Origin of the sequence: Oceanihabitans sp. 2_MG-2023 (assembly GCF_030547245.1) — a bacterium.
Taxonomy (GTDB): Bacteria; Bacteroidota; Bacteroidia; order Flavobacteriales; family Flavobacteriaceae; genus Oceanihabitans.
In genome coordinates this window covers 13,088-26,313 of record NZ_JAUOQT010000008.1, presented here as the reverse complement: position 1 = coordinate 26,313, position 13,226 = coordinate 13,088, and the positions used below count along the sequence as shown (strand labels likewise).

The window sequence follows — 13,226 nt, the reverse complement described above, 5'->3', positions numbered from 1 at the left end:
ACTATTATGACAAAAGAAAATACAACACAAAAACCAATTGATGCTGTAATACTTTGGGTAGATGGGGAAGATGAAAAGCATAAAGCAAAGATTTTACCATATATAAAAGATAATAAAAAAGCGAAAACAAAAAAGTTTAGAACACGGTATGACCAAGTAAATGAAATTAAATTCACTATAGATTCTATTTTAAAATTCGCTCCATATATTAGAAATATTCATGTAGTTACAGACGAACAAACTCCTGGTTTTTTAACACCTAAAAAAAGCAAATACAACAAGGTAAACATAGTAGATCATAGTGTTGTTTTTGCAAATTACGAAACCTATTTACCAGTTTTTAACTGTAGACCTATTGAAACTTGCATATACAGAATACCCAATTTAGCAGAACATTTTATTTACTTTAACGACGATTTCTTTTTAATTAAAGAAACAAAACCTGATGATTTTTTTAAAAATGGGCTTCCCGTTTTAAGAGGGAAATGGTTAAAGTTCGATACCGATATACTTTATAAAAAGTTAAAAAAACCTAGAACTGGTCATAAATCTATACAGCAAAATGCAGCAAGACTTCTAGGCTTTAATTCCTATTATAATTTTAAGCATACACCACATCCACTTCGTAAATCTACTTTCGAAAAATATTTCAACGAAAATAAAGAGGTGTTCATTAATAACATAAAACACAGATTTAGAGACAATACGCAATTTACGCCTCAAGGATTAGCAAATCATCTAGAAATAAAAAACGAAACCTGTTATTTTAAAGACGACTTGCAACTTATGTATTTTAGATCTTATAAAAAACCCCTATTTTGGTATAAATATAAATTGAACAAAAAAAGTAAAAACAAATTATTTTTAGGCATGCAAAGTTTAGACCTTTGCCCTCCAACTATCTTAGAATACCTTTTACATTGGTTAGAAAAACGAGTAAACTAACAGTAAAAAATTACTTTAACAAAAACAATAAAATTAATGCAGTACAAGTTTTTAATATACATATCTTATAGTTATGCACTACCAATTGGTATGCCTTTAGATATTGAAATTACAAAACGTGGTTACACTGTAAAATGGTTTGCAGATATAACCGATGGCAAAAAAGCAATCCAAGAAAAAAAGAATACTTTACAAACCATTCAAGAAGTTATAAACTACAAACCAGATGTTGTATTAACTGCAACAGATAGTGTTCCCGATTTTATTTCCGGATTAAAAGTACAGGTATTTCATGGTTTTAATGCTCAAAAAAGACCTTCAAAGAAAAATACTTTTTCGCACTTTAGGCTTCGCGGGTTTTTCGATTTGTATTGCACACAAGGACCTTCTACCACAAATGGTTTTAAAGCGCAACAAAAAAAACATCCATATTTTGAAGTAATAGAGACTGGCTGGAGCAAAGTAGACCCTTTGTTTCCTATTGAAAAAAAAGAAAGCAAAAACACCATTATGATAGCTTCTACTTTTACACAAAGTCTAAGTCTAGCCTACAACAATTCGGTTTACGAGGAAATTAAAAGATTATCCTCGACTGGAACTTTTCATTTTATCATGGTATTACATCCAAAACTACCAAAAACCATTATTAGCAAATGGAAATCTATAAACAATGCCAATTTCACATTTTTCAACACAACAGATTTAATTCCTTTATATAAAAAAGCAGATATAATGTTTGCTGACACCACCTCTGCAATTCAAGAATTTTTATTACAAAAAAAACCAGTAGTAACTTTTAATCATACTTTTCAACACGATTTTTTATTACATGTATCCCAAGCTGCCGATTTAGAAAAAATATTTCGAAAAGCACTAACACATCCGGATAACTTGATTAAAAATATTGAAAATTATATTCAAGATTTACATCCTTATTTTGATGGAAAGTCTAGCGAACGCATCATAAATGCAAGTATTTCATTTTTACATAAAGATAAAAGCTATTTAAAACAAAAACCTTTAAATTTGGTGCGAAAGTATAAAATGCGAAAACGTTTAAACTACTTTACTTTTAAAAGCTATAACAAAGCATATACTTTACAAAAAAACAATGAATAGACTCACTGCGATTATTCCTACCGGAAATGAAATTCATAACATTGAAGCTGTTATTGCATCTGTAAGTTTTGCAGACGAAATACTAGTTGTAGATAGTTTGAGTACAGATGGTACTTTTGAAAAAGCTCAAGAATTAGCAACAAAAGTAATACGTCGTGAATATGAATACTCTGCTTCACAAAAAAATTGGGCAATCCCGCAAGCCAAATACGAATGGATTCTATTAGTAGATGCAGATGAACGTGTTACCCCAGAACTAAAAAAAGAAATACTAGCAATATTAAAACAACCTAAAATAGAACATGTAGCTTATTGGATTGGCAGAATGAACCACTTCATGGGAGAACGTGTACATTATAGTGGTTGGAGAAACGACAAAGTAATTCGTCTTTTTAAACGTGATTTATGCAAATACGAAGATAAACACGTACATGCAGAAATAAAAGTAGAAGGCAGTGTTGGTAAATTAACAAATAAATTTTACCACAACACTTATATTACTTTTGATAAGTATTTAGAAAAAATGAATCGATACGCTTGGTGGCAAGCTAAAGATTATGACAAAAAAACAGGTAAACTAACGCCTTATCATTTTGTAATAAAACCCTTATATGGCTTTTTTAAACATTATATTATGCAAAGAGGTTTTTTAGATGGTCTTGTAGGTTTTACCATTGGTACAATACAAGCTTATGTTGTTTTTATGCGCTATTTAAAACTTTGGCTATTACGTAGAGGAAGAGAATAGTTTTTAGTAACTTTTAACTTAATACTCTATTATTTATTAAATACCGCTTTACAATTGCGATAAAAATTACTTTTTCCAGAATTTCAGCTTCTTTTTAAGCCTTCTTTTTCTGTGAAATTTTTCTTGAAAAGCTTCCGTTTCCTTCCACATTAAATTAAAAACCTTATTGTAATCCTCACCCGAAACTTTTGCGTACTCATCGCTCATGGTTTCAACAATTGACTTATACATTGTTAATCTAGCAAAATTATGTATTCTTTCATTAAATGACATTTCTTTGAATTCCATTCTATTTAAATCCACCAAATAAAATTGATACTCCGCTCCTACTTTTTTAATTAAAGTATTTCCTGGAGAATGGTCTAAAAAATGAATCCCTTTTTCATGCAGCATAAAAGTAAAGCGAGTAAATGCTCTCAATATTTTATCATGATCTGGCATATCTGGATTATGCGATAATTCTCTAAACGTTAATTCGTAATCTAAATGTTCACTTACATAATAACTTTTCTTAAATAATAAAGGACTTGGCAACTCAAAGTAAGCTATTGGATGCGGAGTACCTATTTGTAAATCGAGTAATTTATTTGCATATACAAAAGAACGTTCGGCTTTACTTTTTCTAAAAAATCGATAAACAATTTGATTCACTAAATTAGGAACACGAAACGATTTAATGTTTATAGTTAGATCATTTAACTGAAATAATTTTAACGAATTTCGCTTCTGGTTGCCATAATCATCCCCTTGATTATCAAAATTTAGAATATAATCTTTTAATACAGATTCAAATTCTGAAAAATTACTTTTAACTTCGTACTTCATAACGCAAAATTACAATTAGTTTTATGGATTCTTATCTATTCATTTAATAAAATTGTAGTTTCAAAAAAAATCAAAAAAACAGTTATATTTTTTTCAATTATATATGCACAAAGAAATTAAAAACACCGTTGAAACGCTAAAAAATGGAGGAATAATCTTATATCCAACAGATACCGTTTGGGGTATTGGCTGTGATGCTACCAATGCAGAAGCTGTTGAAAAAATATACAAGCTAAAAAAACGCATAGAAACGAAAGCTATGATTTGCTTAGTTGCAGATGATAGAATGCTAAAAAAATACGTAAAAAAAATACCTGAAGCTGCACAAAGTATTTTTGATATTTCCGAAACACCAATAACCATCATTTATGATGATGCACAAAATGTAGCACAAAATTTAATTGCAGAAGATAAAACAATTGCGATTCGAATTCCCGATGATGAGTTTTGTTACCAATTATGTAGAAAAATTAATGGAGCAATAGTTTCAACCTCAGCAAATATAAGTGGCCAACCTACCCCAAAATCCTTTAAAGAAATAAGTCCCGACATTTTAAAAGGTGTAGACTATGTTGTAAATTTGCAAAACGAAAAAAAACCAACAAAACCATCGTCTATTATTAAGTTAGGTAGTAACGGTATTGTTAAAGTTATACGAAAGTAAAAAATAAAACGCCAAGTGCTAAATTCCAAAAAGTATATCTTGGAATTTGAATTTTGACTTTTTGGAATTTAGTCTATGAACTACAAACAAGCATTAAATCATAAAATATTTAAAATAATATCAAAATCTGCTAAAGAATTAAATTTAGAAAGTTTTGTTATTGGTGGTTTTGTCCGCGATTTTATTTTAAAACGTGGCACAGCTAAAGATATAGATATTGTTGCTATTGGTAGCGGAATTGCTCTAGCAAAACAAGTAGCCAAAAATTTACCCAACAAACCAAAAGTACAAGTATTTAAAACATACGGAACAGCAATGCTTCGTTATGACGATATTGAAATTGAATTTGTTGGAGCAAGAAAAGAATCCTACAACGAAGACAGTAGAAATCCAGTTGTAGAAAATGGTACATTGCAAGACGATCAAAACCGAAGAGACTTTACGATTAATGCACTTGCTTTAGATTTAAGCGAAGATAATTTTGGAAACCTTCTAGATCCTTTTCAAGGTGTTCCAGATTTAGATGCTAAAATCATTAAAACACCTTTAAACCCAGACATTACCTATAGTGATGATCCGTTACGTATGATGCGTGCAATACGTTTTGCAACACAGCTTCATTTTAATATTGAAAAAGAATCACTGGATGCTATTTCTAGAAATAACAAACGAATAAAGATAATTACCAAAGAACGTATTGTAGTAGAATTGAATAAAATTCTTTCGGCTAAAAAACCTTCTATTGGGTTCTTACTATTAGAACAAACCGGTTTATTACAGTATATATTACCAGAACTAACAGCTTTAAAAGGAATTGACGAAGTTGAAGGACAAAAACATAAAGATAATTTTTATCACACTTTAGAGGTTGTAGATAATATTGCCCCAAACACAGATAATCTTTGGTTGCGTTGGGCTGCATTATTGCATGATATTGGAAAAGCACCAACAAAAAGATTTAGTAAAAAAGTAGGTTGGACCTTTCATTCGCATGAATTTGAAGGCTCTAAAATGGTCTATCATTTATTTAAAAGACTAAAAATGCCATTAAATGACAAAATGAAATTTGTTCAAAAAATGGTATTTATGAGTTCTAGACCTATTGTTTTAGCACAAGCTGTTACAGATTCTGCAGTGCGACGTTTGGTATTTGATGCTGGAGATTATGTGGACGATTTAATGACGCTTTGCGAAGCAGATATAACCACAAAAAACCCAAATAAATTTAAAAAATATCATAATAACTTTAAGATTGTTCGTGAAAAAATTATAGAGGTTGAAGAAAGAGATAGCGTTCGTAATTTTCAACCTCCCATTTCTGGAGAAGAAATCATGAAAACTTTCAACTTAAAACCTTCTAAAGAAATTGGCATCATTAAAGAAACCATAAAAGAAGCAATTTTAGAAGGAGTTATTCCAAACGAATTTGATGCCGCTTTTCAATTAATGCTAAAAGAAGGAAAACGTTTAGGACTTGAAATTAGTGAACAATAAGCTGTATTCAATAAAGGATAAAAAAAATGCATTTAGTTAGAACTAACTCAGAAAACAAAGACTTCATTAATTTAGTAAAACAACTAGATGCATATTTAAAAATTACAGATGGTGACGAGCATGACTTTTACAACCAATACAATAATATTGACGTTTTAAAAAATACCATTGTTGCATATCTAGAGAATAAACCTGTTGGTTGTGGCGCTTTTAAAGAATATAATACAACTAGTGTAGAGATTAAACGCATGTTTACACTAAGCGAAACTAGAAGTCAAGGTGTTGCAACCAAAATATTAGAAGCCTTAGAAAATTGGGCTAAAGAAATTGGTTACAAAAAATGCATCCTAGAAACTGGAATAAGACAAGTAGAAGCTGTGCAATTTTATAAAAAAAATAACTATCAATTAATACCAAACTATGGTCAATACGTAGGTATTGAAAATAGTTTATGTTTTGAAAAAGAATTAATTTAAACATGAAAAAAGATAATAAAAAAGTAATCTACTGGCTACTAACTGGATGTATTTTAATTTTTATTATGGTTGTAGTTGGTGGTATAACTAGACTTACACATTCTGGTTTATCTATTTCAAATTACAAACTTATTTCTGGTACCATTCCACCAATGAATGACATCGAATGGCAAGAAGCTTTTAATTTATACCAACAATATCCAGAATACCAAAAGTTAAATAATCATTTTAATCTTCAAGATTTTAAAGACATTTATTTTTGGGAATGGTTACACCGCGTTATTGGTAGGTTTATTGGCATGGTATTTTTTCTTCCATTTTTATACTTTTTAATTACCAAACAACTTAGTAAACCTACAATAAAAAAATCTGTAATTCTTTTATGTCTTGGGGCTTTCCAAGGCTTTCTAGGTTGGTATATGGTAAAAAGTGGGTTAGTTGATAATCCAGATGTAAGCCATTTTAGACTTTCAGCACATTTAACAACTGCGTTTATCACCTTTGCGTATACCTTTTGGGTCGCTTTAGATTTAATGTTTCCTAATAAAAAAACCATACATAAAAGCTTTAAAAAAATCGTACAATTGAGCTTAACTATATTGATTATACAAATTATTTATGGTGCTTTTGTAGCAGGACTAGATGCCGGTTTTATACACAACCATTGGCCAATGATGAACGAAGGTAAATTTATGCATGAAACCGTTTTAATAGAGAAAAACCCTGTTTACTTAAACTTTATCGAAGGAAAAAGCGGTGTACAGTTTGTACATAGAATACTCGCTTACCTAGTTGTTTTTATGGTGTTTTTAATTTGGAAAAAATCTAGAAACATAAAACGCACTGTTTATCAAAACAAAGCCATACAAGCATTAATAGCACTTGTTACACTTCAGTTTATTCTTGGTGTTTGCACTGTTATTTTACAAGTGCCAGTTTGGTTAGGTGTAGCACACCAAATTGGTGCATTTTTTCTATTAAGTGCGATGACATTTACACTACATCGTTTCAGTAAATAATTTAAAAAATAAGTATCTTTGCAAAGAATTTGTTGTTTTAAACGAAGCGCAAGCAACAAATAAGATTCCTGTAGTTATTAAGCGACCTTAATAACTTAACAACACAATAACAAAAAATGATTTATAGATTTAGAATAATACTAGATAACGATACCGAAGAGGATGTTTTTCGCGATTTAGAAATTCGTGAAACAGACACCTTAGAAGATTTACACAATACAATCACACAATCCTTTGGATTTGATGGTTTAGAAATGGCCTCTTTTTATATAAGTAATGATGCTTGGGAACAAGGCGAAGAAATCTCGATGTTTGATGTTAGCGAAGGTGCGAATGCTGTTCGCTTAATGAACGAATCTACCATAAATGATGTAGTTCATGAAATGCAAACCAAGCTAATTTATGTCTATGATTTTTTAAGCATGTGGACATTTTATGTAGAGCTTGCTGAAATTGTAGATGAAGCGGAAGGAACAGACTACCCAAACCTCATGTTTGTTCATGGTCAAATTCCAGATGAAGCTCCTATTAAAAACTTTGAAAGTGACGACCTAGACGAATTTGATGAATTTGATGATGGCTATGACGTCGACGATTACGATAACTTAGACTTTGAAGAAAACTGGAATTAATTTCAGATACTATTCATGGAAACTAAAGCACGCTAATTTAAATAATTAGCGTGCTTTTTTTATTTTATTGTAACAATTTTTCGCGTACTTCGTCTTACTAATAACTAATCCATCAAACCTTTATATTTTGGAATCTATTTTAACGATTAATAACCTTACTAAAAAATTTGGTTTTGTCACAGCAGTAAAAGATCTTTCATTTACTATTAACAGAGGAAACGTTTATGGTATTCTAGGACCAAACGGAAGCGGAAAATCTACAACCTTAGGTATTGTTTTAAATGTAGTAAACAAAACCCAAGGAGACTTTAAATGGTTTGATGGTAATGTATCTACACATGATGCATTAAAAAAAGTGGGAGCAATAATCGAGCGTCCAAACTTTTATCCATACATGACAGCAGCACAAAACCTAAAACTGGTTTGCAAAATTAAAGGTGTAGCCTATAGTAAAATTGAAGAAAAACTTGAAGTTGTTGGCTTAGTAGACAGAAAAGACCACAAGTTTAACACCTACTCTTTAGGTATGAAACAACGTCTAGCAATAGCTTCTGCTTTGCTAAATGATCCTGAAATTTTAATACTCGATGAACCTACAAATGGATTAGATCCGCAAGGAATTCATCAAATTAGAAAGATAATAAAAGATATTGCTGCAAATGGAACAACCATTCTTTTAGCTTCTCACTTATTAGATGAAGTGGAAAAAGTATGCTCACACGTTGTAGTGCTTCGTAAAGGTGAGAAATTATACTCAGGGCGTGTAGACGAGATGATTTCTAGTCATGGTTTTTTTGAATTAAAAACTGAAAAACAAGAAGAACTATTAAAATGCTTAGAAAATGACGCTGTTTTTAAAAACATAAAAGTGGAAAACGGATTAATTACGGCTTTTTTAAACGAACCAATGGATGCTACTAATTTTAACAAATTAATGTTTGAAAAAGGTATCGTCTTATCGCATTTAGTAAAACGTAAAGAAAGTTTAGAAGAACAATTTCTTCAACTTACAGACAACAACTAATTCATCCAACTCATACTGGACATGCTTCAGCACAAAAATTAATCACATGTTACGACTATTAAATCTTGAATTACAAAAATTACTTCTAAACAGAGCTAGTAAAGTACTTATATTTGTTTCCTTTGTCCTACCTTTTACCGTATTAATTTTATCTTCTATTAAGATAAACTTCTTTGGTTTTTTTACTTTAGAATTAGGTGAACTAGGGATATTCAACTTTCCTATAATCTGGCATATTACTACGTTTTTCGCAGCGCAATTTAAATTCTTTTTTGCTATTGTTGTTGTTAGTATGATTGGTAATGAATATAGCAACAAAACGATAAAACAAAACCTTATTGATGGTTTAAGTAAAAAAGAGTTTATACTCTCTAAATTTTATACCATTGTTTTCTTTTCATTAGTAGCTACTATTTTAATAACAGTTGCTTCCTTTTGTATTGGCATGTATTATTCTAGCTATACTGAAGCTAGTATCATATTTAGAGAAACAAATTTCATAGCAGCATATTTTGTAAAATTAGTAGGCTTTTTCACTCTGTGTTTATTCTTTGGAATGCTAGTAAAACGCTCGGCATTTGCATTAGCATTTTTATTTATATTATTCATACTAGAAAACATTATTTTAGGATTGATTACTTGGCAAAGTAACTTTGAACTTGCAGAAAAAATTCAAAATTTCTTCCCATTAAAGTCGATGTACAAATTAATTGACCAACCTTTTCAACGTATAGTAATGACCAAGTTCCCAGATAAAATAGATCTTACCTATGACTATGCTGTACATGGTTATGAGTTTCTTATTGTACTTTGTTGGACTGCTTTATTTTTATTCTTATCGTACAGAATTTTAAAAAACAGAGATTTGTAAATTAGGAAAGTCTATTCAATTTAACATTCACCTTCCTTTATTCCATTAAAAATGTAATATCTTTGGTAGCTATTGCTACATAAGATGAAAAAAATACTATATCTACTTTTTTTAACATTTGCTATTTCTTATTCTCAAGATCAAGCATCCAATTGGTATTTTGGAGATAATGCAGGGATTCAATTTAATACTACTACTGGAACTGTTATTTCAATTACAGACGGACAGTTAAGAACAGACGAGGGTTGCACTAGTATTTCAGACCAAGATGGTAATCTATTATTTTATACAGATGGTATAACCGTGTTTGATAAAGTACATAACGTAATGCCTAATGGAAATAGCTTAAAAGGAAATCCTTCTAGCACACAATCTGCCATAATTATTCCGAAACCAGAGGATGAAGATATTTATTATATTTTTACCGTAGATACCGAATATCAAGGCTCTATAGATGAAGGTTTTCACTACTCGGAAGTGGACATGTCTCTAAATGCAGGTTTTGGTAGCGTAACGGCAACAAAAAACATACAGTTGCTTAGTAATACTTCAGAAAAACTTAGTGCAGTATTAAAAGATTGCGAATCTGGAAACATTTGGGTAATTACTTTTGCAGACAGCAGTGGAGGTGATAGAAATGATACTTTTTATGCTTATGAAGTTTCCAACACAGGAATAAACCTAACTCCCGTAGCTTCTAATTCAGGAATCAATATAGACGAAAAAAGAGGTTACCTAAAATTCTCTCCAGATGGCACAAAATTAGCAGCTGCCAATATTGGTCAAGGTTTATTTCTTTTCGATTTCGATACGGATACAGGATTAGTAAGCAATAGACAGCAAATTAATATTAATTTTAATAGCGCTACATCAAAACCGCAATCCTCCTATGGTTTAGAGTTTTCTCCAGACAGCCAATTGCTATATGTCACTACATATTATGAAACTCCAAATTCCGATTTTTCGAACCCTAATGCACAATATGGAGCATTATTACAATACGATCTAAATGCGGCAAATATTAGTGCTAGTGAAGTGGTTATAGACGACAGACAAATGTACCGAAGTGCTTTACAACTAGCTCCTAACGGGAAAATTTTTAGATCACTAAGTGAAACCTACAATACAGGAGTTCCGTTTTTAAGCACAATTGAAAACCCTAACACCATTGGTATAGGTTGTAATTACCAACATGCAAACATAGATTTAAATGGAAGAAATGCAAGACAAGGACTTCCTCCTTTTATCTCTTCCTTTTTTACTGAAAAAATTGATATTACTGGAAACGCTACAGAAACCACTTTTCTACCGCTTTGCACAGGAGATATATTTACTCTTTTTGCAGATGATATACCAGGAGCTACCTATTCCTGGTCTTATAACGGAACACCATTACCAAACTCAAGCTACGACCTAACCATATCGCAACCAGGGTCTTATGAGTTAATAATAGATTTAAACTCTGCAGATTGTGAAACTCTGGAAGGAAAAGCCATCATTGAATACTACGATATACCTACTGCCACGCAACCAAACGACTATATTGTTTGCGATGACAACAATAACGCACACTGGGCTTTCGACCTTTCCAGTCAAGACGCTCAAATTTTAGATACCCAAGACCCTAACATTTATAGTGTTCATTATTTTGAAAATCAAGTAGACGCTAACAATAATGAAAATGAAATCCTTGGAGCATATGATAATCAAACAAACCCGGAAACCATTTTTGCTAGAATACATAATATTAATAATCCTAACTGTTACGATACTACAACATTCCGTTTACAAATTTTTAATACTCCAATAGCTAATACTGTCGATGACTTTATAACATGTGATGATGGCAGTAATGATGGAGATGATACCAATGGACAAACAGATATATTACTTACTGACTTTAATAGTGATGTATTAGGCACACAAAACGCCGCAGATTACACCATAACATATCATAATTCGCTAACAGACGCCACTAATAATAATCCGCCATTAGCAAACACATATTATAATGTTACACCAATAAATGAGACTATTTTTGCGAGAATAGAAAACAACCTAAACCCTGACTGCTTTGATACTACCTCTTTTAATATTACAGTAAACCCGAAACCAAATCGCTATGACAGTAGCTTATTTCAATGTGATGAAGATGGAACTATAGACGGCAACACAGTTTTCAACCTAACAGAAGCAGAAGATGCATTAACGGGAAGTGCTACAAATGTTTCTGTAACCTTTCACACTTTATTAATAGATGCCCAAAATGAAGAAAATGAAGTAGATGCAACTAGCTTTCCAAATACAATTAATCCTCAAGAAATTTTTGCTCTAATAACAGATAACACAACAGAATGTGCTGTAATTGCAAAACTTAGACTAGAAGTTAGCACAACTCAAATACAAGACTATACGCCGCAACCTGTATGTGATGAATTAGATTCTGAAGACGGTTTAAACACCTTTAACTTAGATGATTTTACTGCAGAGATTCAAAACTTAAATAGTATTGCGCTACCTATTACCTATTATGAAAACTATAATGATGCTCTAGTAGAGCAAAACCAATTAGTATCTCCATACACAAACATAGAGCCTTACACGCAAACTATTTATGCTAGAGCTGAAGACAACAATGCATGCTATGGTATTAGTGAAATTACATTAACAATAAATAAACGCCCAGAATTAGTAGAAGACGAAACAACTTATTATTGTTTAAATTCCTATCCAGAAACAATACCGTTAGAAAGTGGTGTTATTGGCAATCCTAATGAGTTTACTTATCTATGGTCTAATGGAGAAACTACAAACCAAATTCTAATTAATGAAGCTGGAAGCTATACAGTTACCGTTACCAACTCCGAAAATTGTGAAAAATCCAGAACGATTATAGTCGAAGCTTCAAATATCGCTACTATTGATTCTATAGAGGTTCTAGATGCAGTCTCTAATAATACAATAGTTGTTAATGCTTCTGGAGAAGGAGAATATGAATATGCCCTTTTTAATGATGCTGGGTTATATGCATATTATCAAACAAGTAATACATTTACAAATGTAGCCCCTGGAGGAATCTATACTGTCTCTATTAGAGATATAAAAAACGGTTGTGGTATTGTAGAAGAAAAAGTATCAGTAATTGGTTTCCCTAAATTCTTTACACCAAATAATGATGGCGTAAATGATTATTGGCAAGTATACGGTGTTTCTAGTATCTTTCAACCAAATACTAAGATTAAAATATATAACCGCTATGGAAAATTAATAAAACAAATTAGTCCAATTGGTCAAGGTTGGGATGGCTCATTTAATGGGGAAAACCTACCTAATGATGATTATTGGTTTGCCGTTACGTTACAAGACGGAAGAGAATATTTTAATCACTTCACACTTAAAAGATAATCGC

Annotated in this window: 12 protein-coding genes; 11 read left to right on the top strand and 1 reads right to left on the bottom strand. The window is 31.2% G+C overall.

From position 1 onward, the window contains the following. Positions 1–6: 6 nt before the first annotated feature. Genes Q4512_RS14245 through Q4512_RS14235 form a run of 3 tightly spaced genes read left to right on the top strand, consistent with a single transcriptional unit; the run spans position 7 to position 2,812 of the window. Positions 7–945, top strand: coding sequence for a Stealth CR1 domain-containing protein (locus Q4512_RS14245; RefSeq protein WP_303425849.1), 939 nt, complete (start codon positions 7–9; stop codon positions 943–945). 36 nt (positions 946–981) lie between these two features. Then, the gene (locus Q4512_RS14240; RefSeq protein WP_303425847.1) at positions 982–2,064 is read left to right on the top strand and encodes a CDP-glycerol glycerophosphotransferase; all 1,083 of its coding nucleotides are present in this window, start codon (positions 982–984) and stop codon (positions 2,062–2,064) included. After that, positions 2,057–2,812: a glycosyltransferase family 2 protein gene (locus Q4512_RS14235; RefSeq protein WP_303425845.1), complete on the top strand. Its 756-nt coding sequence runs from the start codon at positions 2,057–2,059 to the stop codon at positions 2,810–2,812. The genes Q4512_RS14240 and Q4512_RS14235 overlap by 8 nt, the downstream gene beginning before the upstream one ends. Positions 2,813–2,878: 66 nt before the next feature. Here Q4512_RS14235 and Q4512_RS14230 read toward each other — a convergent pair whose 3' ends face one another. Beyond that, a complete protein-coding gene (locus Q4512_RS14230; protein WP_303425843.1) occupies positions 2,879–3,637 on the bottom strand; it encodes a lipopolysaccharide kinase InaA family protein in 759 nt (252 codons plus the stop codon). A gap of 103 nt (positions 3,638–3,740) precedes the next feature. Between Q4512_RS14230 and Q4512_RS14225 the strand changes: the two genes are divergently transcribed. The 8 genes from Q4512_RS14225 to Q4512_RS14190 all read left to right on the top strand — a co-directional run bounded on the left by Q4512_RS14225 (position 3,741) and on the right by Q4512_RS14190 (position 13,222). Then, a complete protein-coding gene (locus tag Q4512_RS14225; RefSeq protein ID WP_303425842.1) occupies positions 3,741–4,301 on the top strand; it encodes an L-threonylcarbamoyladenylate synthase in 561 nt (186 codons plus the stop codon). A gap of 75 nt (positions 4,302–4,376) precedes the next feature. Then, positions 4,377–5,795, top strand: coding sequence for a CCA tRNA nucleotidyltransferase (locus tag Q4512_RS14220; protein WP_303425840.1), 1,419 nt, complete (start codon positions 4,377–4,379; stop codon positions 5,793–5,795). A 26-nt stretch (positions 5,796–5,821) separates the two neighbouring features. Continuing rightward, positions 5,822–6,271 (top strand): GNAT family N-acetyltransferase, encoded by a 450-nt coding sequence (locus tag Q4512_RS14215; protein WP_303425838.1) that lies wholly within the window; start codon positions 5,822–5,824, stop codon positions 6,269–6,271. A 2-nt stretch (positions 6,272–6,273) separates the two neighbouring features. After that, complete coding sequence (locus Q4512_RS14210) at positions 6,274–7,290, top strand: COX15/CtaA family protein (RefSeq protein ID WP_303425836.1); 1,017 nt, start codon at positions 6,274–6,276, stop codon at positions 7,288–7,290. 116 nt (positions 7,291–7,406) lie between these two features. Then, a complete protein-coding gene (locus tag Q4512_RS14205) occupies positions 7,407–7,922 on the top strand; it encodes an IS1096 element passenger TnpR family protein (protein ID WP_303425834.1) in 516 nt (171 codons plus the stop codon). Between the two features lie 127 nt (positions 7,923–8,049). Next, complete coding sequence (locus Q4512_RS14200; protein WP_303425832.1) at positions 8,050–8,946, top strand: ABC transporter ATP-binding protein; 897 nt, start codon at positions 8,050–8,052, stop codon at positions 8,944–8,946. Between the two features lie 46 nt (positions 8,947–8,992). Further along, entirely contained in the window at positions 8,993–9,817 is an 825-nt protein-coding gene (locus tag Q4512_RS14195) for an ABC transporter permease subunit (protein ID WP_303425830.1), read from the top strand. A gap of 84 nt (positions 9,818–9,901) precedes the next feature. After that, positions 9,902–13,222: a T9SS type B sorting domain-containing protein gene (locus Q4512_RS14190; RefSeq protein WP_303425828.1), complete on the top strand. Its 3,321-nt coding sequence runs from the start codon at positions 9,902–9,904 to the stop codon at positions 13,220–13,222. Positions 13,223–13,226: the final 4 nt, after the last annotated feature.

Coding starts and splice junctions, on each gene's coding strand:
- Q4512_RS14245 (WP_303425849.1), top strand. CDS start 7: ATGACAAAAGAAAATACAACACAAAAACCAATTGATGCTGTAATACTT.
- Q4512_RS14240 (WP_303425847.1), top strand. CDS start 982: ATGCAGTACAAGTTTTTAATATACATATCTTATAGTTATGCACTACCA.
- Q4512_RS14235 (WP_303425845.1), top strand. CDS start 2,057: ATGAATAGACTCACTGCGATTATTCCTACCGGAAATGAAATTCATAAC.
- Q4512_RS14230 (WP_303425843.1), bottom strand. CDS start 3,637: ATGAAGTACGAAGTTAAAAGTAATTTTTCAGAATTTGAATCTGTATTA.
- Q4512_RS14225 (WP_303425842.1), top strand. CDS start 3,741: ATGCACAAAGAAATTAAAAACACCGTTGAAACGCTAAAAAATGGAGGA.
- Q4512_RS14220 (WP_303425840.1), top strand. CDS start 4,377: ATGAACTACAAACAAGCATTAAATCATAAAATATTTAAAATAATATCA.
- Q4512_RS14215 (WP_303425838.1), top strand. CDS start 5,822: ATGCATTTAGTTAGAACTAACTCAGAAAACAAAGACTTCATTAATTTA.
- Q4512_RS14210 (WP_303425836.1), top strand. CDS start 6,274: ATGAAAAAAGATAATAAAAAAGTAATCTACTGGCTACTAACTGGATGT.
- Q4512_RS14205 (WP_303425834.1), top strand. CDS start 7,407: ATGATTTATAGATTTAGAATAATACTAGATAACGATACCGAAGAGGAT.
- Q4512_RS14195 (WP_303425830.1), top strand. CDS start 8,993: ATGTTACGACTATTAAATCTTGAATTACAAAAATTACTTCTAAACAGA.
- Q4512_RS14190 (WP_303425828.1), top strand. CDS start 9,902: ATGAAAAAAATACTATATCTACTTTTTTTAACATTTGCTATTTCTTAT.